We start from the raw sequence: 22751 nt of genomic DNA on the forward strand, positions 1-22751 counted from the left end.
GTCGTGACCCTCGACGCGCACCTCCGAACGCCGCCGCGCTACCCGAGGTAAGCACTCTTAAGGCAGGTCGTCCACACCTCTCTCACATGGAACCACGGGACCTCTCCGCGCACACCGTATATCAGGCCGGACGGGGCATCGAGGAGGTCGCCCGCGACCTCGGGTTGGACCCCGACGACCTCGTGAAACTCGCATCGAACGAGAACCCCTTCGGCCCGAGTCCGGCCGCGGTCGAGGCCATCCGAGAGTCGGCAGCGTCGGCTAGCTCCTACCCTAAGGCCTCTCACGCCGACCTCACCGAGAAGTTGGCCGACCGCTGGAGCGTCGCGCCCGAACAGGTCTGGTTAGGAAACGGCGGCGACGGGGTTCTCGACTACCTCGCCCGCGCCACGCTCGAACCCGGCGACACCGTCCTCGTCCCAGAACCGGGGTTCGCCTACTACGGGATGAGCGCCAGATTCCACCACGGCGAGGTCGAGGAGTACCACCTCTCGAAGGCCGACGACTTCGCGCTGACTGCCGAAACCGTCCTGGCCGACTACGACGACGAGCGAATCGTCTACCTCACGAGTCCGCACAATCCGACCGGGAAGCGGTTCGACCTCGACGCGGTAGAGGCAATCGCCGACCGGACCGGCGACGACACCCTCGTCGTCGTGGACGAGGCCTACGCCGAGTTCGCCGACGGGCCGAGCGCGGTCGAACTCGTCGAGTCGCGTGACGACGTGGCGGTCCTCCGGACTTTCTCGAAGGTGTACGGACTCGCGGGCGTTCGCCTCGGTTACGGTATCGTCCCCGAGGAGTGGGCCGACGCCTACGCTCGGGTGAACACGCCCTTCGCCGCGAGCGAAATCGCCTGTCGGGCCGGACTCGCCGCGCTGGACGACGACGACCACGCCGAAAAGACGGTCGAGACCGCCGCGTGGGCGCGCGAGTACGTGTACGAACACCTGAACGCGCCCACGTGGGAGAGCCACGGAAACTTCGTCCTCGCGGAGGTCGGAGACGCCAGCGAGGCGGCCGACGAACTCCAGCGCAGAGGCGTCATCGTCCGGGACTGCACGAGTTTCGGCCTCCCCAAGTGCGTCCGCATCACCTGCGGCACCGAGGCGGAGACCGAGCGAGCGGTCGCCGAACTCAACGAGGTGCTGTCGTCGTGAGAGTAATCGTCACCGGGACGCCGGGCACGGGCAAGACCTCGGCGGTGGAGGCGCTCGATACGGACCGGGAAATCGTCCACCTCAACGACCTGATTCGGGACGAGGAGCTCTGGGAGGAGCGCGACGAGGAGCGCGACAGCCTCGTGGCCGACCTCGACGCGGTGGCCGAGCGACTGGCGGGCCGCGACGACCTCCTCGTGGAGTCGCACCTCGCCCACCACCTCGACGCCGAACGGGTGGTCGTCCTGCGATGTCAGCCCGAAGAACTGGAGCGACGGCTCACCGAGCGCGGCGAGTCGGAGACCAAGGCCCGGGAAAACGCCGAGAGCGAGGCCCTCGACGTGATTCTCTCGGAGGCCGTGAATCGCCACGGCGTCGAGAACGTCTACGAAATCGAGACGACCGACCGCGCGCCCGACGAGGTCGCCGCCGAAATCGCGGCGGTGGTCGCGGGCGACCGAGAACCGAGCGCCGGAGAGGTGTCGTACATCGACTACCTATGACGCTCGACCAGTTCCGACACGTCGCCGACCGGATGCTCGACCCCTTCGTCTCGCTATCGACCAGACTCGGTTTGACGCCCGACGCGGTCAGCGTCGTCGCCTTCGCGCTGGCTGGCGGCGCTGGCGGAGCCTTCTACCTGGGCGGACAGGCGTCCGTCTGGTATCTCGCAGGGGCCGTCCTCGTCTTCCTGAACGGGTGGCTCGACCTGCTCGACGGCGCACTGGCGCGAGAACTCGGCACCGACTCGAAGGCTGGCGACCTGTTGGACCACGTACTGGACCGCTACGCCGACGTCGTGATTATCACGGGAATGGCGGCCGGAGTCGGCCGGTACGCGCTCGGTCTCGCGGCCGTGACGGGCGTGCTGATGACCTCCTACCTCGGGACGCAGGCCCAAGCGGTCGGACTCGACCGGGTGTACGGCGGACTGCTCGGCCGGGCCGACCGACTCGCCCTCGTCGGCGTTACGGGCGTCGTCGCTGCCGTGGTGTCGGCGACGCCGGTGGGGTTGTCCGTCGTGGCGTGGTTGCTCGTCGTCTTCGCGGTCGTCGGCCACTTCACGGCGCTCCAGCGATTCTACTACGCGTGGCGAGCGTTGTCGTAGACGCGACCGCTGGCCCGGTCCGGACCGGTGACGGTGCGCGTCAGACGTTTAGTCACCTTTTTCAACCCCGGTAGCGTCGAAATCAACGAGGTAGAGAAGTGTCATGACGGATGAAAGACCGGGTGAAACGGGTATCAACGTCGACTTGGACGACATACTGCCGGCGAACAGTCACATCAGCATGGACGAGTTTCTCGACGTGGCCGAGGAGGTGGACTCGCTGTTCGAGTTGAGCCGTGAAACCCGACTCTCGCGGGAAACCTGCCGGCGCGTTCTGAAGTACTTCGAGCGAAGCGAAGAAGTCAAACAGGGGTTCGGGTATCTCCGCGACCAGCAGAACGACGACCGCCTGCCGTAATAGCGGTCCCGCTCGACGCCCGGCGTCGGGGTCCGGCGGTCCTCACGGCGTGTAATTTAAGAGCGGCGACAGACTACCCACCAGTATGGTTCAGTGTGAGATGTGCGGTGCCGAGACGAGTTCCCCGAAGACTGTCAAAGTCGAGGGGGCCGAGCTAGACGTCTGCGACAACTGCTCGGACTTCGGGACCGAAGTCAAGACCCAAGACGACTCCAGTTCTACCTCTACTAAATACTCGACTTCGTCGTCGGGGAGTTCCTCCTCGTCCTCGACGAGTACGTCTTCGAGTTCGTCTCAGTCGCGGCGCTCGGACATGTTCGACGACATGGACGAGATCGCTCAAGACTACGACGACCGCATCCGAAACGCCCGCGAGAGTACCGGCATGAGTCAGGAGGACCTCGCCGACGAACTCAACGAGAAGGCCAGCCTCATCCGAAAGTTGGAACGCGGCGACATGCTTCCGAGCGACGAAGTGAAAGAAAAGCTCGAAAACGAACTCGGCGTCCAGCTCACGTCCGGTGGCTCCGCCGACGACGAAGAGTGGAACGGCGGCAGTTCGTCCGGCGAGTACACGCTCGGCGACGTGGTCAAGCGGAAGGACTGAGACGACGCGACGACCGTTTCCGGCGACCGAGCGCGTCCGAGTCTGCGACTCGGACGCTTTCTCCCGTAATCTGCTCGCTCGCAGTACATCTGATGCGCTTCGTGGGGTGTCAGGTAGCGTGGGCTCCGGTCGCGGCTTTCGAAACCGCTACTGCGTCTCCGACTTCTGCGGTACGTAGTTCCGAAGTTCTGCTCCGTTCTCGCAACCTATTAGTCGCGCCCGGCAGTCGGTTCGCGTATGAAAGTCGTCGTCAACCTGAAAGCCTACCCCTGTGATCCAGTCGAAGTCGCCACCGCCGCCCGCGAGGTCAGCGACGAGTCGGGCGTGGACATCGCCGTCGCGCCGCAGGCCGCCCACCTCGAACGGGTCGCCGAAACCGGCGTCGAGACGTGGGCGCAGCACGTCAGCGCGGTCGAACACGGCAGTCACACCGGTTCGACGCTGGCCGAGGCCGCCGCGGAGGCGGGCGCGACCGGCACGCTCCTCAACCACTCCGAGCGACGACTGAAACTCGCCGACATCGACGCCGCGCTCGAGGCGGCCGAGCGCGCGGACCTCGAAACCTGCGTCTGTGCGAACAACCCCGACCAAATCGGGGCCGTCGCAGCGCTCGGCCCGGTCGCGGTAGCGGTCGAACCGCCGGAACTCATCGGCACCGGTACGCCCGTCAGCAAGGCCGACCCCGACATCGTCACCGACGCCGTGGCGGCCGCCGAGGCCGTGGACGACTCCGTGCCGGTCTACTGCGGTGCCGGGATTTCGACCGGCGAGGACCTGACCTCCGCACAGGACCTCGGTGCCGAGGGCGTCCTTCTGGCCAGCGGCGTGGCGAAGGCCGACGACCCGAAGGCGGCGCTGGAGGACCTGGTGGCCCCGTTGTAGTCCAGGTGGTTTTATCTGTCTTTCGGAATGTTGAATAGGTTCTTGAAGTGCATTTTCATTCTTTAAACGATTGTATATATTTGCGCGAGTGAGCGAGAGTGGTACGAGGGTCCTCCTCGCTACGCACCGCAGTCCATTCCGAAGACGCGAACGAGTGGAACGTCCGCGCCGCTCGCGCGACCGGGCGGCCGCTTTCAGTCTACCCAGACGGTGGTTCTGTCGGCCAGCCGTCACTCGTGGACTGATCGGCCTGCCATCGTTCGTGGACTGGTCGATGTGCCATCGCACCTGCAAACAGCGACCTGCTTCCGCGACCCGAACTTTCAACTGTCGTCCACGTGATTCGGTCCCATGAAACGGGACGTACGACGCTACTTCACGGCTCGAAAGACGGTCGCGCCGACGCTCGCGCCCGACGGGCGACTGGCGTTCCTCGCCGACACGACCGGCACGAAACAGGTCTGGACCACCGACGAACCCGGCGCGTGGCCCCGACAGCGTACCTTCTACGACGAGCGCGTCTCGTTCGCGTCGTGGTCGCCCGCGGGCGACGCGGTCGTCTTCGGCAAGGACACCGGGGCCGACGAACACGACCAGCTATTCCGTCTCGACCCCGAGGACGGGAGTATCGACCAGTTGACCGACGACCCCGACGCGATTCACCTCTGGGGCGGGTGGCACCCCGACGGCGAGAATATCGTGTTCGCCGCCAATCGACGCGACCGGTCGCGCTTCGACGTCTACGTGATGGACGCAGACGGCGGGGACCCCCGACTCACCAGCGAGAGCGACGAGGACGGCTTCCTGAGCGTCGAAGGGTGGAGTCCGTCGGGCGACTCCCTCGTCGTCCAGAAGTCCCGCGCGAGTTCCGACGACGACCTCTTCGTCGTGGACGCCGAAACCGGCGAGCGACGCCACGTCACGCCGCACTCGGGCCACGTTCGGTATCACCATCCGGCGTTCGGTCCCGACGGCGACGCCCTCTACTGCGTGAGTGACGCCAACGCAGACACGCCGGAACTGGTCCGAATCGACCTCGACGAACTGACGACCGAGACGGTCGCGTCCGGCGGAGACCGGAGCATCGACAGTCTGGCGTTCGACGCCGGATCGCGCCGTGTCGCGCTGACCCGGAACGTCGAGGGCTACTCGGAACTCCGCGTCGGACGACTGACCGGCCCGACGGACGTCGACCTCCACGAAGTGGACCTGTCCGAGGCCGGCCTCCGTGAGGGCGTGGTCCAAGACCTCGTCGTCGGACCGGACGGCGAGCGAGTCGCCGCGGCGGTGTCCGCACCCGACTGCAACCACTCGGTGTTCGTCGCGGACGCGACGAGCACCGAGACCGGCGAATCGCCCGAGGTCGAACGCTGGACGCGGCCCTCGCCCGGCGGCATCGAACTCGACGCCTACGACTCGCCCGACCTCGTCCGCTACGAGACGTTCGATGGCCGGCAGATTCCGGCGTACTTCGCGCTACCCGACGAAGCGGTCCGCGAATCGAAGACGGAGGGTGTTCCAGTCGTCGTCGACATCCACGGCGGCCCGCACCACCAGCGTCGGCCCTGGTTCCGACCAGTTCGCCAGTTCCTCCTCGACGCTGGCTACGCCGTCTTCGAACCGAACGTCCGGGGGTCGTCGGGCTACGGTCGGGAGTACGCCGCGCTCGACGATGTAGAGAACCGGATGGACTCGGTTCAGGACGTCGCCGAGGCCGTGGACTGGCTCTGCGACCGGCCCGAAATCGACTCGGAGGGCGTCGTCGCCTACGGCCGCTCGTACGGCGGGTTCATGGTGCTCGCGGCCATCACGGAGTATCCGGACCTCTGGACCGCGGCCGTGGAGTTCGTCGGCATCGCCAACTGGGTGACGTTCCTCGAAAACACGGGCGACTGGCGGCGTTCACACCGCGAGGCCGAGTACGGGTCGCTCGCCGACGACCGCGAGTTCCTCGAATCCATCAGTCCCATCCACTCGGTCGAGGAGATTCGGTGCCCGCTGTTCGTCCAGCACGGTGCGAACGACCCCCGCGTCCCGGTCGGTGAGGCCCGCCAAATCGCCGAGGAAGTCCAGTCGCAGGGCGTCCCCGTCGAATCGCTGGTCTTCGAGGACGAGGGCCACCACACCACGAAGTTGGACAATCGAATCGAGATGTTCGAGAGAATCGCGGCGTTTCTAGACGAACACGTCTGATTTCGACGGTTTCGGTATCTGTCGGCGGTTCTGGACCGTCGGTCGTCCCATGCTCGGTCACGCGGGACGTGAACGAAGTGAGCGTCCGAGAAGTGCAGTCAGTTGCGGAGGTCGTGACTATCGCGGTGCGGTTGCGGTTCTCGTTTGCGTCGGTAGTCGATAGCTTCGCCGAACCGCCTCGCGTCACTCCTCGCCGACGATGATCCAGTGGTCGTCGTCCTGCTTCTCCAGAATCGACTCCTCGCGCATCCGGACGACGTAGCCCGTGACGGTGTTCTCCAGTTCGTGGTCGGGCTTGACCCGGACGAGATTACCGAGCACCTGCGCAGAGGGCGGTTTCTGGGCCGCGCCGCAGTCGTAGATGGTCAGCAGTTCGGTCTCGCGCTCGTCGTAGACGACGACGTAGGCGTGCTGTGGGAGTTTCCACCTGTCCTCGCCCGCCTGCGCCAGCGTGTTCATGCGCGGGACTACTCGAAGGCGCTGTAAAAGTGAGTCGGTGATCGCCTGCGGGTCTCAAAGAGCGCCAGCAGAGTTGCAGCGCCAGCGACTCGCGTTCACTCCACGTCCGGCAGTTCCTCGGCGACCGTCGCCAACGCCTCGCTCCGCGTGTCGTCGTCCATCTCGCCGTCGGTCAGCGCCGCGAGCAGACTCGGCAGGGCGGCGACGTACTCGCCGCTTCCGGCGTGCTGGACGAACCCGCGCTGGCGGAGCGTCCGGTTGTGGTTGTACGCGAGTTCGCGGTCCTCGGGGCCACCTGCGGTGACGTGGGCCTCGACCGGAGTCGCCGGTCCCTCCCGGAGGTAGTAGGCGAGCATCGCGCGCTCGACCGGTTCGAGCGCGTCGAGTTCCCGACGGATGGCGTCGAGAGGGCCGCGGTCGTCCGTAGACTCCTCGTCTGTGGCGTCGTCGGTATCGTGCTCAGTTTCCGTCGCTTCGGTGCCCTCGCCTTCGGCAGTCTTCGTCTTTGCGTCCTTCGCCTCCGCTTGCTCGAAGCCACCGAGGTCGGCCTGCTGGGCCCGCTGGTCGCTCCCTACGACTCGTCCGCCCGAGGTCTGGCCGCCGACCGGCGTCGCCTGTCCGCCGGTATCGACGTAGGGGTTCGCGCGCTGGTTTCGGGAGGTGTCGAGCATCGCCTTGGCGAACTTGTCGGCGACCTCCTCCATCTCGCGGGCCTCCTCCAGTTGGCGTTCGAGGTCGGTGATGCGCTCGTCTTTCTTTTGAACCTCCCGTTGCAACTCCTCGATTCGGTCCTCCCTGCGACTCTCCTCCTCGCTTATCTCCCGGAGGTCGCTCACGAGGTCGTCGCTGACCGACTTGAGGTCCGGTCGCTCGAAGTCGTCGAGTCCGGGCGTGGCTCCGGCGTCGAACGTCTGCTTGCGGTGGAACTGGACCCGGCGGGTCTCCTCGGACCAGTCGGTCGTCATGAACGCCTCGCCGTCGCCCATGTCCTCGATGGCGTCGGCGTACTCGTTGCCGAGGATTCGACCGACGACCTTGGTGTCGTTGTTCCACGTCAGTCGGTGCCACACCAGCCAGTCGCATTGGGTGATGAAGTCCTTCTTCACGTCGGCCGGGCGTTGGCTGATACCCGCGATGCCGAGACCGTGCTTGCGGCCGCGTTTACCGATTTTGATGAGCATCCGTCCGCACTCGTCCATCCCGCCGCCTTCGGGGATGTACTCGTGGACCTCCTCCACCACCATCAGGAAGGGTTTCTTCAGCTTCTTCTCCTTCGCGAAGAGTTGGCGCGCGACCTCGGTGAGCAGTTCCTTGCCCTCCTCCTCGTTCAGGTATCCCGACACGTCGAGGATGATGGGCACGTTATCCTCCAGCGCCAGCGAGGCCAGTCGCTCGGCGTGCTCGGGGTTGACTTGGATGTCGCACTCCTCGTCGGCCCCGGCGTGTAACAGTTCGTACTCCTCCTTGAGACCGTAGTACTCCCCGTCTGTGTCCACCAGCATTACCGGGTAGCCGCCGTCTAAGAGTTTCTCGGCGACGACGCTCATGGTGTTCGACTTGCCTGACCCGGACTTGCCGGTGATGAACGCCCGGCCGGTCAGTACCTCCACGACGGGCAGTTCCACGGGGTCGCCGGGGTCGCCGTCCTCGCCGCCTTTCCCGGCACTCACCTCGGCCACGTCGATGGTCTCCTGCGACATCTCTTGACGGCTACCTCTCGCCCGTGCCTCATAAACGGTCGGGGGTCGCGCTCCGTGGCGGAACCCTGCCCTAGGAAGAGAATCACCCCGAAAAAGGCAACTTCGCCGTAAGATATATATGGATTCTGTCCTATTCACAGGCGAACGAGATTTGAAAAGCGAAGGCGAAGAAACGGGCATGGACGCCGAAGAGTCCGACCGGTGTGGATACCAGCTCGAAATCGGAGTGACCAAGGCGGACATCGCCACTGAACCGTGCGACCGGGCCGTGTGGGAGGATCACGACCGCTGCATCTGGCACGCCTCCGTCGACGGGAAGGGGAAAGACCAGCTCGAAGACGCCGATCCGGAGTCTGAGGACGCCATCGACGGGGCGTATCTCCAGGAAGCCTCGCTTAACAGCGTCGACTGGTTCGCCGGGACGTCCATGGTCGGGGCCGACTTCACCGGCGCTGACCTGACGGGGGCCGACCTCTCCGACGCAAACTTGACATTGGCCAAGCTGACGGACGCGACCGCCTTGGGTGCCAACTTTACCGGCGCGAACCTCGAAGGGGCGATTCTCACGAACGGGGATCTACGTCGGGCGACGCTCGAACACGCCCGACTTCACGAGACGGTACTCACCAACATGCACATCGGGGCCGGGACGAAGATGGGGGGCGTCTCCATCTACGACAGGGAGAACGCACCACCCGACCTGCTCGACGAGCGACCGCTGGAGGCAGCAGCCTGGGTGTACCGGCAACTCCAAGCACTGTATCAAGAGAACGCGCTGCCCGAGTTGGCGCGCCGGAGCTACTACATGGAACGGGACGCCCGGCGGCGGCACGCGTGGGAGCGTTCCAATTACAAGGACGCGATCAAGTGGGAACTGTCTCGATGGGTGATGCGGTACGGGGAAAGCCCCTATCGGGTACTACTCACGTCGCTCGTCGTGGTCGTCGTGGCTGCACTCGTGTATCCTCTCACGGGTGGAATCCAGGAGATTCAGGCAGGTCAGCCGGTCACGTACTCGATAGAGGATCCGGAGTCCGCTTCTCCGTGGTGGCTCGGGAGAGTGCTGTTCAAGAGCCTCTACTTCAGCGTCGTCACGTTCGCCACCCTCGGATTGGGTGACATTCAGCCGATTGGCTCGTTCGCGCGGTTAGTGGCTGGCGTCGAATCGGTTCTGGGGTCGCTTCTAGCGGCGCTACTGGTGTTCGTGCTCGCTCGGATCGTGACGTGGTGAAACTCCCCGGACCCAACTCCGACCGACTGCACGGACCAACGTAGCGGACCGCGTTGCGCGGTCCGAACCTCGGAGACGACCCCGGCGTTCGGGACGTAACGAACCGTTTCGGGGACAGAACGCACTTCAGTCAGGGCGACGAGGTATCTACACTACGATGGTTCGGATAGAGGCTACGTGGGTCACGGACTGGCTGGAGAAATCGGTAACCTTCCTTCAGACCGTCATCGCCGCGTTACTGGTCGTCTTGCTCTTGCTCGGCGTACTCAATCTCGGTCTCACTATCGTCACCTCGCTGATCGCGTTCGACCTGACCGAACCGACTAACATCGTCTCGCTCATCCGGTCGGCTATCGACATCGCGCTCTACCTGTTCGTCGTCGTGGAACTCTACAAGACCATCGTGGCCTACGTCGAGGCCAAGAGCGTAGTCATCGCGGTGATACACGCGGGTCTCATTGCGGTCGTCCGGCAGGTCATCATCTTCAAGCCCGACGACTACAGTCCTACGGAGGCTATCACCATCGCGGGCGTCTACGTTCTACTACTTGCGGTGTTGCTCCTCGGCTTCTACGTGGTGCACCGTGAGAGAAACGACGAAGCGGAACCCGAGTGAGTCCGTCATCGCCAACTACACTATCGGTATCCGCAGCACCGATTGCCCAGATTGCTGTCCGATTAGGAAGGTTCCGAAAGCGCCGGTCGTAGCGATACCCCGTCTCACAGGCCAAACCGCGAATCGGCCCGGAGCGCGTTTCGCGGACCGTCGCCGACCACCGGATTTACCGCGCTCGCGCCGAGGGCGCGAGCGCAGGCGAGGAGGCGCGTCGCTGTGCGGTCGCAATGCGGACGCGGTCCGCGGTGCAGTCGCCCGTCTCGACGTGGCCGGTGTCGCTCGGCCATCGTCTCCCGACGATAACCATATCTATCTATTCTTAAGAATTAGAAGTCCGTCTAAAATAATCACTCAGCCACCCCACACCGCCCCGAGCGGACACCGAATACCTTTCCGCGAATCCGACGTAACCGGGGAGCAGTCGCATCGTCGGCGCGATGACGCCAGCGTGCGCCGAGAGCAGCAGGTTCGGACGACTCGCGCGAGTCATCCGAAATCGCCGAGCGAGACCTGCCCTTCGAGGTCCGAATCGTCCGACCGGTCGTCTCGGCGGCCGTTGCCTGGGTCCGCGTCGTCGTCTTTCGCCTCCGTATCGTCGGATACGGTGGCCGTCACGTCCCACTCGGCTTCGAGCGAGAGTTGGCCCTCGGCGTCGGTGTCGGCGTCTGACCCCGCTGTTTCGCCCGAATCGACGGGACCGGACTTCGAGGAGTCCCATCGCTGGCCGAGCGAGAGCTGTCCGCCGTCGCTGCCGGAATCGCCCGTCCGGGGGTCGGCTTCGCCTTCGCTCCTGCCGGCCCCGGGTTCGCCCGTGCCCGACTCCCACCCGTCGCCGAGACTCGCCTGTTCGCCGTCCGCGAACGAGAGGTTCGAGACCCGGACGCCGACCTTCCGGACTTCTTCGCCGTCGAACTCTTCGGACAACTCCAACGCGACCTCCTCGACCAGTTCCGGTTCGTCCACCGGTCCGGGAAGCGACTTCGCGCGGGTGTTCACGTCGTATGGCGGCGTCACGGCCTTGATACCGATTGTCCGGTACATCGCGCCCTTCCGGCGGGCGCGGTCGGCCACCGCCTCCGCGAGGGTCCGAATCCGGTCGCGTTTCTTCTCGTCGTCGTCGGTCGCCTCGGTGAACGCCGACTCCCGCGAGAGACTCTTGGGTCGTCCGGTGGGCGTCACCTCGCGGGCGTCCTCGCCGCGCGCCCGGCGATGCATTTCCGCGCCGCGCTCGCCGAATCTCGCTTCGAGTTCTCCGCGGTCGGCCTCGGCGAGGTCGGCCGCCGTCTCGATACCCATCTCGCGCAGTTCGCGGGCCGTCACCGGGCCGACGCCGTGAATCTCGCCCACGTCGAGAGGTTCGAGGAAGCCCCGAACCTCGCCGGGTTCGACCACCACGAGACCGTCGGGCTTGTCGTGGTCGCTGGCGATTTTGGCCGCCGACATGTTCGGCGCGACCCCGACGCTCGCGGTGACGCCGACCTCGCGGTCGATGCGGTGCTTGACGTGGCGGGCGAACCCCTCCGCGACCTCCCATCCGGTCCGGTCGGTCACGTCGAGGTACGCCTCGTCGATGCTGACCTCCCGGACCACGTCGGCCGACTCGTGGAGGATTTCCTTGACCTCCGAACTCACCTGCTCGTAGTAGTCCATGTCCACCGGCCGGTAGTAGCCCGCCGCTTGTTCGTCGTCTGCTGTCTCGTCGTCTTCCGCCTCGGCTTTTCGGGGAAGTCGCTCCAGCGCGGTACTGATCGCCTGGGCGCTCTCGACGCCGTACTCCCGGGCTTCGTAGCTCGCGGTGGCGACCGCGCCGTGGGTCTGGCCGCCCTCGTAGCCCATCCCGACGACGACGGGTTCGCCCTCCAGTTTCGGCTCTCGCCGTCGCTCGCAGGCCGCGTAGAAGCAGTCCATGTCTACGTGGAGGACGATTGGGTCGTCGCTCTCCTCGTCGGGCGTCCCCGGCAGGCGCGACCCACCACTCATGGTCGAGGTTGGTTTCCGAGGTGGGTTAAAAGTTCAGTTCAGACTCCGACGGTCGGCAGATTTGGAACGTCCCTCGCGTATTTATAACAAACTTTTATGATTTTAGCACCCGTCGGGGGTAGCACCGACCGCCGTGAGGCGGATTTCGGGGTGGGAGAAATGGAATCAGACACACACGCAGAGAGTGGGGAATCGACTGCAGGGGGCGGACGGTCCCAGGGGGACCGAACAGAGAAGAACCGAGTCGAGAAGGACAGATCCGAGAAGGGCCAAATCGAGGGAGGTCGACCCGACGCCGGACGACGACAGTTTCTGAAGTTCGCCGGGGCGGCGGGCGTCGCCAGCGTGGTCCCGACGACGGGACGGGCGAGCGCCCGGCAGGCCGACCGAGGTGGGAGCCTACGGGTCGCTCAGCAGTCCGACGTTGGGAACCTCGACCCGCACAAGACCCAAGACGCACCGACCCTCCGGATTCTCAACAACGTCTACGAGACGCTGACGAGAATCGACGGCGATCTCAGGCCGGTCGGAAGACTCGCCAATGAGTGGCAGGTCGGCGACGACGGCACGACGTGGACGTTCACCCTGCGAGAGGGAGTCCGGTTCCACCCACCGGAGGACCGGGCGATGACCGCCAACGACGTGAAAGCCTCCATCGAGCGCGTTCTGGCGGACGAGACTAACTCTCCGTGGGCCTCGAACTTCGAACCGGTCGAAACCATCCGGGCCGAAGACGACCGGACCGTCGTCTTCGAGTTGAGTCAGCCTTTCGCGCCGTTCCTCGTGAAACTGAGCAACGGCTTCGTCGTTCCCGAGGGTGTGGACGACGCCGACTACGACATCGCCAATCAGCCGGTCGGAACCGGCCCCTTCGTCTTCGAAGAGACCGTGACGCAGACCCGGACCACGCTCTCGCGGTTCGGCGACTACTGGGGGACCGACGGCGACGGCGATCAGCTACCGTATCTCGACGAACTGGAGTTCCGTCCGATTCCGGAAGGACAGGCACGCGTGACGGCGCTCCAGACCGGCGAGGTCGATTACGTCACCGAGGTGCCACAGACGCAGGCCCAGAGCCTCCAGAATGCTTCGGGCATCACCTTCTCGGCGATTCCGGGCACGTTCTACGACTACATCGGACAGAACACCGAGGCCGCGCCCTTGGACGACGTGAATCTCCGACAGGCCATCTCGTGGGCCATCGACCGCGAGTCGATGGTGCAGGGTGCTCGCTTCGGCTTCGCCGAACCGACCCAGGACCCCATCTCTCCGGCCAGCGAGTGGGACGACCTGATTCAGGTCGACGAACCGTACTCGCAGGACCGAGAGCGAGCCCGCCAGTTGGTCGAGGAGTCGACGTACGACGGCGAGCAGTTGACGATTCAGGTCGGCCAAGAGTTCGAGGGGCAGGTCAACGAGGCCGAAATCGCGCAGGCCCAGTTGAGCGAGGTGGGTCTGAACGTAACCATCCAGCCCACCGAGTTCAGCACGCTCATCAACAACCTCAACGAGGGCAACTTCCAGTTGACCGTTCTCGGGTGGGCCACGCTCGTGGACCCCGACGACCTGTTCTTCCTTCAGTTCCACACGGGCGAGACGTTCAACCAGACGAATTACTCGAACGAGGAGGTCGATAGACTGCTCGAACAGGGCCGACAGGCAACCGGGTCGATAGAGGAGCGTGCACAGTTCTACGACGACGCTATCGACATCATCGCTCGCGAAGCGCCCTACACATTCCTCGTGTACAACGACGAAATAGACGCGTGGCGCGATTCCGTGCAGGGCGTCGAACACGTCCCCACGGGCGTCCCGTTCTTCGCGGACGTGTCTAAGCAAGGATGACTAGCAAGCGCGCGGAAGAACGACGATGACCAACGAGACTGCAGGAACCGAGGCGTAGCACGATGGGGTTCAAGGAGTACGTCCTCAAGCGCGTCCTCCTCATCGTACCCATCCTGCTCGGCGTGAGTCTCATCTCGTTCGGTCTCGTCCACTTACTGCCGGGCGGTCCCGTGGAAGCCGCTCTCGGAACGCGAGCCAACCCGGAACTCGTCCAGCGGTTGCGCGCCGAGTACGGCTTCGACCGGCCGATCTGGGTGCAGTACCTCGACTGGCTCTCGGACATCGTGTTGCGAGGCGACTTCGGTACCGCGGTAGGGACCGACCGCGACGTGACCGAACTCGTCCGAGCGACTCTCCCGCCGACCCTCTGGCTGGCGACCAGCGGTGCGGTGGTCTCCATCGCTATCGGCATCCCTGCTGGCATCGTGAGCGCGGTCAACCACTACTCGGCTCGGGACTACGTTGCGACCTTCTTCGCGTTCCTCGGCCTCTCCGTCCCGAACTTCTTCCTCGGCCTCGTCCTCATCCTCGCGTTCGGACTCTATCTCAGGTGGTTCCCGACCAGTGGGTTCGTCAGCCCCCTCGAAAATCCAATCGAGGGCCTGCGTCACCTCGTGCTTCCGGCTCTCACCATCGGCACAGCTATCAGCGCGGTCGTGATGCGGATGATGCGCTCGTCGCTGTTGGAGGTGTTCTCCGAGGAGTACATCCGGACCGCCCGCGCGAAGGGACTCACGAAGGCGCTGGTCACGAACAAGCACGCAGTGAAGAACGCGCTCATCCCGACCGTGACCGTCATCGGTCTCAACTTCGGCTACCTGCTCGGTGGGGTCGTCATCGTGGAGGAGGTGTTCGCCATGCCGGGGCTGGGTCGACTGACGCTCATCGCCATCACGCGCCGGGAGTACGCGGTTCTGCAGGCTTCGCTGCTCATCATCGCGTTCCTGTTCTCGGTGGTCAACCTCGCCACCGACCTGCTGTACGCTTACCTCGACCCGCGAATCAAGTACGACTGACCGAATCCATGACCGACGGAACCACCCAAGTCGCCGAAAGCGAGCGAGACCGCGACAGACCCTCGAAGCTACGCCGAACGGTGCGCGAGATATTCGCTCAGAACCGACTCGCACTGGTCGGACTCTTCATCACGGTCGGGGTCGTCGTCGCCGCGATTCTCGCGCCGGTGGTCGCGCCCTACGACCCGAGCGCCCAGAACATCGCCGAGGCGCAGTTGGAAGCGCCGAGTGCCGCCCATCCCTTCGGGACCGACCAGTTCGGCAGGGACGTGTTCTCGCGGGTTCTGTTCGGTGCGCAGTTGAGTTTGCAGGTCGGCATCATCGCGGTCGGCGTGGCGATGGCGGTCGGGGTGCCGCTGGGCCTACTCGCAGGGTACTACCGGGGGTACGTCGACGAGTTCGTCATGCGCTCGATGGACGTGCTGTTCTCGTTCCCGGCCATCCTGCTCGCCATCGGGATGATAGCCGTCTTGGGCCAGTCGCTGATCAACGTCATGCTCGCCATCGGCATCGTCTACACGCCCATCTTCGCCCGGGTCACGCGCTCGGGCGTCCTCTCGGTCCGCGAGGAGGCCTACGTCACTGCCGCGAAGGCCATTGGCGACACCGACCGGTCCATCATCCTCCGGGACGTGTTGCCCAACGTGGTCGCACCAATCATCGTGCAGGCTACCGTGAGCCTCGCGTTCGCCATCCTCGCCGAGAGCGCACTCTCCTTTCTGGGGCTCGGAACCCCGCCACCAGACCCCTCGTGGGGCCGGATGCTGTCGGACTCCCGGAGTTTCATGCAGACCGCGCCGTGGACCGTCGTCTTTCCGGGCGGAGCCATCATGGTGACGATTCTGGGATTCAACTTTCTCGGCGACGGACTCCGGGACGCGCTGGACCCTAAGCACGACACCGAGACGGGAGGTGGATTTTAGTGGCGCTTCTCGAAGTCGAGGACCTTCACACCGAGTTCAGAACCGACGAGGGCGTCGTGGAAGCGGTCAACGGTGTGGACCTCGAGGTCGCTGCGGGCGAGACCGTGGGTCTCGTCGGGGAGTCGGGGTCAGGCAAGAGCGTGACCGCCCTCTCGATACTGGGACTGGTGGACCGCCCGGGACGAATCACGGAGGGACGCGTCGAGTTCCACGGCGAAGACCTCCGGGCGGCCTCCGAGCGCCGTCTCCGAGAGTTGCGAGGCGACGAACTGAGCATGATATTTCAGGACCCGATGGAGAGTCTGAACCCGGTCCTCCGAATCGGCGACCAGATAGCCGAGACCCTGCGCGCCCATCGGAAAGTGCCGGGCGAGGACGTCGGGTGGCTCGAATCGAACCTACTCGGCAACTTCGTGCCCCGCCGGAGCGCGAGGGCGCGCTACCCGGAGTCGTGGACGCAAGCGGTCGAACTCATGGATCGGGTCGGGATTCCCGAACCGGAACAACGCGCGACCGAGTACCCCCACCAGTTCTCGGGCGGCATGGCCCAGCGCGCGATGATTGCGATGGCACTCTCCTGTGAACCCGACCTACTGATCGCGGACGAACCCACGACCGCACTCGACGTGACCATCGAGGCCCAGATTCTCGACACGCTCGGGCAGTTGCAGGACGACTACGGGATGGGCGTCCTGCTAATCACCCACGACCTCGGTGTCGTGATGGAGACTTGCGACCGCGTAGCAGTGATGTATGCGGGCGAAATCGTCGAGACCGGGAGCGTCGAGAGCGTGTTCGCCGACCCGGCCCACCCCTATACTCGCGCCCTGCTCGACTCGATTCCTCGCGGACGAAAGGGCGAGGAGAATCTCGAGGCGATTCCGGGGCAGGTCCCGGACCTCGTGGACCCGCCGGAAGCCTGCTTCTTCGAACCCCGATGTCCCTACGCTCACGAATCGTGTCGAACCGGTCGACCCGTCATGTACGAGGTCGGACCGAACCACGAGGCTCGGTGCGTTCTCTACGACTCTACCGACCCCTACGGCCCGGGCGTGCTGGAGTCCGAGGGATTGTCCGTCGGCGGAGACACCGAGGCCACCGACGCCACGACCGACGGCGGGGAGCGCGACCAGACGACCGACGGGCACGACCCACCTGAAGGAGGCGGCTCGTGAACGAACCCTTGGTCGAACTTCGGGGCCTGAAACAGCACTTTCCGGTCGAGACGGGCCTGTTGGAGCGACTGCTCGCCAGCGAGACTCAAACGGTCAAAGCGGTGGACGGCGTGGACCTGACCATCGACCGTGGGGAGACCCTCGGACTGGTCGGCGAGTCTGGATGCGGGAAGTCCACGCTCGGCAAGACCGTCCTCCAACTGCTCCGACCGACCGCGGGCGAGGTCTGGTTCGACGGCGGTCGCATCGATACCCTCTCCGACGACGACCTCCGGCCCCTCCGCGAGCGGATGCAGTTCGTCTTCCAGGACCCTGCGGGCAGTCTCAACCCGCGGCGACGGGTTCGCGCCATCGTGCGACGTCCCCTCGAGGTCCATGGCATCGGCGACTCCCGGCGGGAGCGCGACGAGCGCACCGCCGACCTCGTGGAGCGCGTCGGTCTGAGCAGGAATCACCTCGACAGATACCCTCACGAGTTCTCCGGCGGTCAGCAACAGCGCATCGCCATCGCGCGGGCCTTGTCGGTGAACCCGGAGTTCGTCGTCCTCGACGAACCGACGAGCGCACTCGACGTGTCCGTGCAGGCCAACATCATCTCGCTGCTGGAGGACCTCCAGCGCGACTTCGAGTTGACGTACCTGTTCATCACTCACGACCTCTCCGTCGTTCGCCACATCTCCGACCGCGTGGCGGTGATGTACCTCGGGGAACTCATGGAGCGCGGAACGGTCGAAGAGGTGTTCGGGGCCTACCAGCACCCATACACCTACTCCCTGCTGGAGTCGATCCCGGCGACAGACCTCGAAGACCGGGGCCAACGCGTCGTCCTCCGCGGGGAGGTTCCCTCGCCAATCGATCCGCCCTCGGGGTGCAAGTTCCGGACGCGCTGTCCCATCGCCATCGAGGAGTGCGCCGAAGCCTTCGAGGACCGGAAGTTCTCCGAGACACACACGGTCCACTGCATCAGACGCTCGCCCGAGGAACACGGCGGGAGCGCCACGCCAGTCGAGGAGCCACCGGTCGAAGCCGAGAGCGAAGGCATTTCGGACTGAGCATGGCCTTCGCAGGCGCTCAGAGTGTCACTGGATATCCCGCCATTCGAATCGCTTTCCGGCCAGAGCCGGCCGGAAATCAGGCGATTTTGCCGTCCCGAACGAGGTCGGCGACGACGTGGACGTAGAGAACGCCCGCGGTGAAGAGCGCGTAGACCGAAGAGAACAGCGCGAGCGCCGCGACCAGTAGGCCGCCGCCGAGCAAGTGAGTGAGCAAGCGATGGGTCTCGAGCGTCCGGGTGTCGACGCCCTCGAAGACCTGTTCCTGCTCGGTGAACGCGAACACGGGGTCGGTCACGCACCGCCGGAGGTGTGACCAGTCGCCCGCGTGGTACCGAGCGAGGACGAAGTGGTCGAGGTCTACGAACACCGAAAGGAGGACGCCGTAGCCGAACAGAACGCCGGCTTCGAGGGGGACGGAAACCGGGAGCACCGTGACGAGGATACCAGACGCTATCGCGCCGAGCGTGGCGTGTTCGGGGGACTTCATCGGACGAGAGTTCGGAGGCGGGGTAATTAGTTCGTCGGGGTCCGGTCGTCCTCGCCCACTCCACTCCGTCGACCGCCGTCACGAACCGGAATCTCGACGGCTTCGGATTCCTCGGTGGCGTCCGCGTCGGAACCGAGGGTCGGCGTGGGTACGGCGTCTTTCGTCTCGGCGACCGTTCCTTTCGCCTTGGCCACTGCTCCTCTCACGTCGGTTACGGCCCCCTTCGCGTCGGTCACTGCTCCCCGCGCGTCGGTCATCGTTCCCCTGATGCCAGTCAGAAATCCGCTCTGGTCCGCGAGGTCCGGCGTATCGCGGTCCACCGCCCGGAGTCGCCGGTAGAACTCGGCGAAGGTCGTCGCCTCCTCCTCGCTCCCCTCGAACGCCTCGTCGAGCGCCTCGACGTTCTCCCCGAGGTACTCGGTCAGCGGGTGGTCGTCGCCGTATCGCTCGGACGATTTGTTGTGCAGGAACTGCCCGGCGTGGACGCCGCCCCTGTCGGCGTACTTGACGATCGTCTCCTGATTCTCGTAGACGAGTTGCCCCGCGAACAGCGCCGCGCCGAGGTGGTTGGTCGAGACGCCGATTTTGGTGGCGACGGGCTTGAGGACGGTCAGTGGCACGTCGCTCTGTTTCGACAGCCAAGAGGCGATGTGGTGGGTGGTCATTCTACGTTGGATAGTGGGTTCGGACGGGTGACTGTTGTGGCGGGTGGGTCGGGGTGCCGTATCTGATTCCGGACTCCGCTACCAACTCCGACCGGAGGAGTCAGAAATCGACGATGCAGAGGAGTCAGTCGATTTATAGCCCTATTTAACCTGTATTTCTTCGTTTCGTAAATTTCATATATATTTATACACCGAATAGCAATGTTTCTAATGTTTGTCGTCCTTCTTGTAGTTCATCATGAAACTGACTACAACGTACGCGATAGCGATTGCGGGACTGGTCGTCGCCGCAGGTATCGTCGGAGCTGCTGGCCCCGCGCTTGGGGCCGAGGACGCGAACACCATCGACGCCTGTCGGACGATTAGCGAACCGGGCGTGTACGAACTCCAGACCAATCTCACAGACGACGTGGATTCCCCCGATGCCTGCATCGACGTCGAATCGGACGACGTCGCCATTGACGGTAACGGGCATCGCATCACGATGGCTGAGCCCGAGGGTTACTTGGACGACGGCTCGCCGACTCCGTACGCAGTCCAAGCCGACGGCGTCGAGAACGTGACCGTCACGACCCTGACTGCCGACGACTGGGGCTTCCGAGGCAACGCGGGCGCTGCAGGGTTACTGTTCGAGAACGCGAGTGACGTCACTGTTACAGACATCACGGCAGTGTCCTCCCGGGACGGCATCGTTGTGAAGAACAGCAGTGACGTAACCGTGCGCGACGTCGACCTGAATGGCGGGGGAATCTCCCCGATGTACCAGCAGAGCGGAAGTGGTGTTCTCCTGTCGAACGTCGACAACGCTGCCGTCCGCGGCGGCGTCGTCGAGGAGTGGAATATCGGTATCGCCGTCGAGGAATCTGCGAACGTGGCTATCGCGGACCTGATCGTCGGCAAGCCGGGCGACACCGGTTCCCCGGATACGCGGACCGGCGTGGACGTGCGGACGACCGACAACGCGACGATTCGAAACAGTACGATCAGTAGCGCGAAAAGGACAGGTATCAGCCTCGCCCGTGGTGTCAGCGACGTAGTCGTGGCTGACAACCGTATCTCGCGACATCCGGGCGCAGCCATCGATGTCGCCGTCTTCGACGCCGACGGCGGCGCGAACGTGATACGGAACAACACCATCACGAAGAGCGAGGACGGCATCGAGGTGCGGTCCACGACGAGCGAACTCCGTATCGAAGGCAACCGTCTCACCGACAACGGCGACGGCGTCGGCGTGGAATCGCCGAACGTCTGTAAGCCGAGCCGCGCTGACAGCGAGTTCGTCGTCGTCCACGAGAACGTCATCGAGAACAACGACGTCGGCATCAGAAACGAGGGCGGTGACGCCGTCAACGCGACACGTAACTACTGGGGCGCGGCCGACGGCCCGTCGAGCGTCGCCGACTCCGACGCGCCGTTCGGTGAGACAGACCCCGAGGTTCCGCTCGAAGACCCGGTGACGGGGACTCTCGCCGACGGTTCGGGTGATTCCGTCTCGGAGTTCCCGGACGAGAACGAGTCGGGCATCGCCAACGTGCGCTTCGACCCGTGGCTGGAGATGCCACCGACTGGAACGACGAACGAGACGGCCTGAACGGTCGAACGACGCCGACTTCCGAAGTCGGTTCGGTAGGCCACGGAGAGACTGTGAACTCCGTCAGGAGGCAACCTCGTCGAAGGCGAGGTTGCCTCTTGCCTCGTTCAAATCCACGTCTCGGATGGGATTCGTGCGGCGCAGACTCCTCGCTTCGCTCGTCGTCGTTGCGCCGCGAAAAGTGGGGTCGGAGGGATTTGAACCCCCGATCGACTGATATCTCCGGTGTGTGCGCCTCGGAACTCCAGAGGGTCGTCAACGCGAACCGATGATCAGTCGGCCGCTCGGTATATCAGCTGGAGTTTCGTCCCGGGCGCGTAGCCTCTGGAGTCAGTCGCCATCCCTGACTTGGCCACGACCCCGCAGGATTTCGTTGGTCCATACGCCGTAAAGGGGTTTCGATTTTCTTATTCGCGATCGGTGTCTGACCAATCGCACTCCTGGCACTTCCAGCCAGTGACGAACTCGGTCACGCTCGGCATGTAGCCCACTTCGAGTACGTCACCACCGCACTCAGGACACTCGCGGTCGGCGTCCTCGATGGATTCGGCGTCCATCACGCCCTCGCCCTCTATCATCTCGGCGAGACTCTCGGCCGTTACCATGCGACCCTGCACGACGCGATTGGCGGTCATGTCCGAACGATGCAGGTCGGGGCGGGTAAGCCTTCCCGTCGCTGTTCGGCTTCCCGTCACCGTTCGATTTCGAGAAGAATCTCGAAGCCGTTACCGAGCGCAGTCACCGAGCGACCGGTTCCGTGCGTGGGATTACAGCCACGGTTCGCGCTCGTCGTCGTCTTCCTCGCCGGGGTAGCCGTAGCCCGCGTCGTCGGAATCCGACCCGCCCGAGCCATCGGTGGCGACCGCCTGCGAATCGGCGAGGTCCGAGGAACCCCGATTCGCCGTAGGCGACGTCTCGGCGTTCATCGCCTCCGTGGCCGCAGTCTCCTCGGTCGTCTCGTCGGTCTCGTCCTCGGCCGAACTGGGGTCGAACGCGAGCAGACTCGTGACCGCGAGGACCGCCAGCGGCGCGTTGCCGGGCGCGAGGCCGAGCAGGCTCAGCGGGAGAACGCCCAGTGCGACCGCACTCCCGAACCGGAAGCGGTCGATGTCCACGACGCCGCGGAGCCACGGCGAGGTCAGTGCGACCGCCAGCGCGAACGCGACGCCCGTGCCCGCCGCCGCAGTCGCCTTCAAGATGAGTGCGTAGTCGGGCACCGTCACCAACTCGAAGCCACCGGGCTGGAAACTGGCGACCATGCCCAAGCCGACGATGACCGCCGGACGGGGCAGGTACTCGCCGACCCGCGAACTCGCGGTCTTGGCGGCGATGGCCAGCATGACGAGCGCGGCGAACCGCTCGAACGTCGCGGTATGAAGCACGCTCTTGATGGTCGGCGCGAACGCGGCCTCGACCGCGGCGAGCGTGACGATTCCGACGCCGACCGCCAGCACCGTTCCCGCCTGCTCGCGCGGCGTGCCGTCCATCTCGGCGAGGATGACCGCGACGGTCGCACTCCCGCCGAAGACGAGCAGTCCGACCTGTAGCACGCCGGTGAGGGTTTCGACTCCGCCTGCGAGGACCAGCGCCGGAAAGATACCGTCGACCAGCGGGAGGCCCATGACGGTGGCGAGCAACTTCGTCGCGCCACCTACCTGTCGCTCCAGGCGAAGGGCGATTGGGTGTTGTGAGCTACTCAT

General features: G+C 64.9%; 23 protein-coding genes and 1 tRNA gene. 15 read left to right on the forward strand and 9 right to left on the reverse strand.

All coding sequences use genetic code 11. The features are described from left to right. Positions 1–86 precede the first annotated feature (86 nt). From hisC to E2484_RS19005, 7 genes are all read left to right on the forward strand, one after another. The gene (gene hisC, locus E2484_RS18975; protein WP_137286769.1) at positions 87–1160 is read left to right on the forward strand and encodes a histidinol-phosphate transaminase; all 1074 of its coding nucleotides are present in this window, start codon (positions 87–89) and stop codon (positions 1158–1160) included. Continuing rightward, positions 1157–1663, forward strand: a complete 507-nt coding sequence (locus E2484_RS18980; protein WP_137286770.1) for an adenylate kinase family protein — start codon at positions 1157–1159, stop codon at positions 1661–1663. The genes hisC and E2484_RS18980 overlap by 4 nt, the downstream gene beginning before the upstream one ends. Next, complete coding sequence (locus E2484_RS18985; RefSeq protein ID WP_137286771.1) at positions 1660–2268, forward strand: CDP-alcohol phosphatidyltransferase family protein; 609 nt, start codon at positions 1660–1662, stop codon at positions 2266–2268. Before E2484_RS18980 ends, E2484_RS18985 begins: the two co-directional genes overlap by 4 nt. Positions 2269–2371: 103 nt before the next feature. Continuing rightward, on the forward strand, positions 2372–2626 hold the full coding sequence (locus E2484_RS18990) for a hypothetical protein (protein ID WP_137286772.1): 255 nt from the start codon (positions 2372–2374) through the stop codon (positions 2624–2626). 85 nt (positions 2627–2711) lie between these two features. Further along, complete coding sequence (locus tag E2484_RS18995; RefSeq protein WP_137286773.1) at positions 2712–3233, forward strand: multiprotein bridging factor aMBF1; 522 nt, start codon at positions 2712–2714, stop codon at positions 3231–3233. 237 nt (positions 3234–3470) lie between these two features. Then, a complete protein-coding gene (gene tpiA / locus E2484_RS19000; protein ID WP_137286774.1) occupies positions 3471–4115 on the forward strand; it encodes a triose-phosphate isomerase in 645 nt (214 codons plus the stop codon). A 351-nt stretch (positions 4116–4466) separates the two neighbouring features. Continuing rightward, a complete protein-coding gene (locus tag E2484_RS19005) occupies positions 4467–6308 on the forward strand; it encodes a S9 family peptidase (RefSeq protein ID WP_137286775.1) in 1842 nt (613 codons plus the stop codon). A 183-nt stretch (positions 6309–6491) separates the two neighbouring features. Here the strand turns inward: E2484_RS19005 and E2484_RS19010 are convergent, their stop codons facing one another. Together E2484_RS19010 and E2484_RS19015 are read right to left on the reverse strand one after the other, a co-directional pair. Continuing rightward, a complete protein-coding gene (locus E2484_RS19010; RefSeq protein WP_137286776.1) occupies positions 6492–6767 on the reverse strand; it encodes a hypothetical protein in 276 nt (91 codons plus the stop codon). A gap of 95 nt (positions 6768–6862) precedes the next feature. Continuing rightward, complete coding sequence (locus tag E2484_RS19015; protein ID WP_137286777.1) at positions 6863–8467, reverse strand: ATP-binding protein; 1605 nt, start codon at positions 8465–8467, stop codon at positions 6863–6865. A gap of 178 nt (positions 8468–8645) precedes the next feature. Here E2484_RS19015 and E2484_RS19020 point away from each other — a divergent pair, with 178 nt between their 5' ends. Together E2484_RS19020 and E2484_RS19025 are read left to right on the forward strand one after the other, a co-directional pair. Then, a complete protein-coding gene (locus tag E2484_RS19020) occupies positions 8646–9698 on the forward strand; it encodes a pentapeptide repeat-containing protein (RefSeq protein WP_170977423.1) in 1053 nt (350 codons plus the stop codon). Positions 9699–9855: 157 nt separating this feature from the next. Then, positions 9856–10314 (forward strand): phosphate-starvation-inducible PsiE family protein, encoded by a 459-nt coding sequence (locus E2484_RS19025; RefSeq protein WP_137286779.1) that lies wholly within the window; start codon positions 9856–9858, stop codon positions 10312–10314. Between the two features lie 166 nt (positions 10315–10480). Here E2484_RS19025 and E2484_RS25185 read toward each other — a convergent pair whose 3' ends face one another. Together E2484_RS25185 and dinB are read right to left on the reverse strand one after the other, a co-directional pair. Continuing rightward, complete coding sequence (locus E2484_RS25185) at positions 10481–10621, reverse strand: hypothetical protein (RefSeq protein ID WP_170977424.1); 141 nt, start codon at positions 10619–10621, stop codon at positions 10481–10483. A 179-nt stretch (positions 10622–10800) separates the two neighbouring features. Beyond that, positions 10801–12294: a DNA polymerase IV gene (gene dinB / locus E2484_RS19030; RefSeq protein WP_137286780.1), complete on the reverse strand. Its 1494-nt coding sequence runs from the start codon at positions 12292–12294 to the stop codon at positions 10801–10803. Positions 12295–12453: 159 nt separating this feature from the next. On the opposite strand from dinB, the gene E2484_RS19035 reads away from it, so the two are divergent. The 5 genes from E2484_RS19035 (at position 12454) to E2484_RS19055 (ending at position 18305) form a co-directional block, all read left to right on the forward strand. Next, a complete protein-coding gene (locus tag E2484_RS19035) occupies positions 12454–14139 on the forward strand; it encodes an ABC transporter substrate-binding protein (RefSeq protein WP_170977425.1) in 1686 nt (561 codons plus the stop codon). Between the two features lie 62 nt (positions 14140–14201). Continuing rightward, positions 14202–15155: an ABC transporter permease gene (locus tag E2484_RS19040; RefSeq protein ID WP_137286782.1), complete on the forward strand. Its 954-nt coding sequence runs from the start codon at positions 14202–14204 to the stop codon at positions 15153–15155. Between the two features lie 8 nt (positions 15156–15163). Further along, positions 15164–16078: an ABC transporter permease gene (locus tag E2484_RS19045; RefSeq protein ID WP_137286783.1), complete on the forward strand. Its 915-nt coding sequence runs from the start codon at positions 15164–15166 to the stop codon at positions 16076–16078. After that, entirely contained in the window at positions 16078–17253 is a 1176-nt protein-coding gene (locus E2484_RS19050; RefSeq protein WP_321112739.1) for an ABC transporter ATP-binding protein, read from the forward strand. Before E2484_RS19045 ends, E2484_RS19050 begins: the two co-directional genes overlap by 1 nt. Then, a complete protein-coding gene (locus tag E2484_RS19055) occupies positions 17250–18305 on the forward strand; it encodes an ABC transporter ATP-binding protein (protein ID WP_137286785.1) in 1056 nt (351 codons plus the stop codon). The genes E2484_RS19050 and E2484_RS19055 overlap by 4 nt, the downstream gene beginning before the upstream one ends. A 79-nt stretch (positions 18306–18384) precedes the next feature. Here E2484_RS19055 and E2484_RS19060 read toward each other — a convergent pair whose 3' ends face one another. Next, positions 18385–18795 carry a hypothetical protein gene (locus E2484_RS19060; protein WP_137286786.1) on the reverse strand — a complete coding sequence of 137 codons (411 nt, stop codon included), beginning with the start codon at positions 18793–18795 and terminating at the stop codon, positions 18385–18387. A 26-nt stretch (positions 18796–18821) separates the two neighbouring features. After that, positions 18822–19460: a hypothetical protein gene (locus tag E2484_RS19065; RefSeq protein ID WP_137286787.1), complete on the reverse strand. Its 639-nt coding sequence runs from the start codon at positions 19458–19460 to the stop codon at positions 18822–18824. Between the two features lie 238 nt (positions 19461–19698). Between E2484_RS19065 and E2484_RS19070 the strand changes: the two genes are divergently transcribed. Then, positions 19699–21051, forward strand: a complete 1353-nt coding sequence (locus tag E2484_RS19070; RefSeq protein ID WP_137286788.1) for a right-handed parallel beta-helix repeat-containing protein — start codon at positions 19699–19701, stop codon at positions 21049–21051. A 182-nt stretch (positions 21052–21233) separates the two neighbouring features. Here the strand turns inward: E2484_RS19070 and E2484_RS19075 are convergent. The 3 genes from E2484_RS19075 to E2484_RS19085 all read right to left on the reverse strand — a co-directional run bounded on the left by E2484_RS19075 (position 21234) and on the right by E2484_RS19085 (position 22751). After that, positions 21234–21413: transfer RNA gene (locus tag E2484_RS19075), tRNA-Trp, on the reverse strand. Between the two features lie 45 nt (positions 21414–21458). Further along, positions 21459–21686: a DUF5795 family protein gene (locus tag E2484_RS19080; RefSeq protein WP_137286789.1), complete on the reverse strand. Its 228-nt coding sequence runs from the start codon at positions 21684–21686 to the stop codon at positions 21459–21461. A gap of 132 nt (positions 21687–21818) precedes the next feature. After that, entirely contained in the window at positions 21819–22751 is a 933-nt protein-coding gene (locus E2484_RS19085) for a DUF5794 domain-containing protein (RefSeq protein WP_137286790.1), read from the reverse strand.

This window comes from Halorussus salinisoli (assembly GCA_005239435.1).
Lineage (GTDB): Archaea > Halobacteriota > Halobacteria > Halobacteriales > Haladaptataceae > Halorussus > Halorussus salinisoli.

Coding starts and splice junctions, on each gene's coding strand:
- hisC (WP_137286769.1), top strand. CDS start 87: ATGGAACCACGGGACCTCTCCGCGCACACCGTATATCAGGCCGGACGG.
- E2484_RS18985 (WP_137286771.1), top strand. CDS start 1,660: ATGACGCTCGACCAGTTCCGACACGTCGCCGACCGGATGCTCGACCCC.
- E2484_RS18990 (WP_137286772.1), top strand. CDS start 2,372: ATGACGGATGAAAGACCGGGTGAAACGGGTATCAACGTCGACTTGGAC.
- E2484_RS18995 (WP_137286773.1), top strand. CDS start 2,712: ATGGTTCAGTGTGAGATGTGCGGTGCCGAGACGAGTTCCCCGAAGACT.
- tpiA (WP_137286774.1), top strand. CDS start 3,471: ATGAAAGTCGTCGTCAACCTGAAAGCCTACCCCTGTGATCCAGTCGAA.
- E2484_RS19005 (WP_137286775.1), top strand. CDS start 4,467: ATGAAACGGGACGTACGACGCTACTTCACGGCTCGAAAGACGGTCGCG.
- E2484_RS19010 (WP_137286776.1), bottom strand. CDS start 6,767: ATGAACACGCTGGCGCAGGCGGGCGAGGACAGGTGGAAACTCCCACAG.
- E2484_RS19015 (WP_137286777.1), bottom strand. CDS start 8,467: ATGTCGCAGGAGACCATCGACGTGGCCGAGGTGAGTGCCGGGAAAGGC.
- E2484_RS19020 (WP_170977423.1), top strand. CDS start 8,646: ATGGACGCCGAAGAGTCCGACCGGTGTGGATACCAGCTCGAAATCGGA.
- E2484_RS19025 (WP_137286779.1), top strand. CDS start 9,856: ATGGTTCGGATAGAGGCTACGTGGGTCACGGACTGGCTGGAGAAATCG.
- E2484_RS25185 (WP_170977424.1), bottom strand. CDS start 10,621: ATGGTTATCGTCGGGAGACGATGGCCGAGCGACACCGGCCACGTCGAG.
- dinB (WP_137286780.1), bottom strand. CDS start 12,294: ATGAGTGGTGGGTCGCGCCTGCCGGGGACGCCCGACGAGGAGAGCGAC.
- E2484_RS19035 (WP_170977425.1), top strand. CDS start 12,454: ATGGAATCAGACACACACGCAGAGAGTGGGGAATCGACTGCAGGGGGC.
- E2484_RS19040 (WP_137286782.1), top strand. CDS start 14,202: ATGGGGTTCAAGGAGTACGTCCTCAAGCGCGTCCTCCTCATCGTACCC.
- E2484_RS19045 (WP_137286783.1), top strand. CDS start 15,164: ATGACCGACGGAACCACCCAAGTCGCCGAAAGCGAGCGAGACCGCGAC.
- E2484_RS19060 (WP_137286786.1), bottom strand. CDS start 18,795: ATGAAGTCCCCCGAACACGCCACGCTCGGCGCGATAGCGTCTGGTATC.
- E2484_RS19065 (WP_137286787.1), bottom strand. CDS start 19,460: ATGACCACCCACCACATCGCCTCTTGGCTGTCGAAACAGAGCGACGTG.
- E2484_RS19070 (WP_137286788.1), top strand. CDS start 19,699: ATGAAACTGACTACAACGTACGCGATAGCGATTGCGGGACTGGTCGTC.
- E2484_RS19080 (WP_137286789.1), bottom strand. CDS start 21,686: ATGACCGCCAATCGCGTCGTGCAGGGTCGCATGGTAACGGCCGAGAGT.
- E2484_RS19085 (WP_137286790.1), bottom strand. CDS start 22,751: ATGAGTAGCTCACAACACCCAATCGCCCTTCGCCTGGAGCGACAGGTA.